This window comes from Streptococcus sp. HMSC067H01, assembly GCF_001814775.1.
Taxonomy (GTDB): Bacteria; Bacillota; Bacilli; order Lactobacillales; family Streptococcaceae; genus Streptococcus.
In genome coordinates, this window is sequence record NZ_KV817782.1 from 1 (window position 1) to 254 (window position 254).

3 tRNA genes are annotated in these 254 nt (G+C 53.9%); all 3 read left to right on the forward strand.

From position 1 onward, the window contains the following. The first annotated feature begins 1 nt into the window (after position 1). The 3 genes from HMPREF2987_RS03570 to HMPREF2987_RS03580 all read left to right on the forward strand — a co-directional run bounded on the left by HMPREF2987_RS03570 (position 2) and on the right by HMPREF2987_RS03580 (position 253). Positions 2 to 91, forward strand: a tRNA-Ser gene (locus HMPREF2987_RS03570). A gap of 11 nt (positions 92 to 102) precedes the next feature. Further along, a tRNA-Met gene (locus HMPREF2987_RS03575) sits at positions 103 to 176 on the forward strand. A 4-nt stretch (positions 177 to 180) separates the two neighbouring features. Then, positions 181 to 253: transfer RNA gene (locus HMPREF2987_RS03580), tRNA-Phe, on the forward strand. The last annotated feature ends 1 nt before the right edge of the window (position 254 follow it).

Consider the following 254-nt stretch of genomic DNA (forward strand, 5'->3'; position numbering starts at 1 on the left):
TGGAGGATTACCCAAGTCCGGCTGAAGGGAACGGTCTTGAAAACCGTCAGGCGTGTAAAAGCGTGCGTGGGTTCGAATCCCACATCCTCCTTTTATTGTTAAAGCGGGATGGAGCAGCTCGGTAGCTCGTCGGGCTCATAACCCGAAGGTCGTAGGTTCAAATCCTGCTCCCGCAATTTTGGCTCGGTAGCTCAGTTGGTAGAGCAATGGATTGAAGCTCCATGTGTCGGCGGTTCGATTCCGTCTCGCGCCAT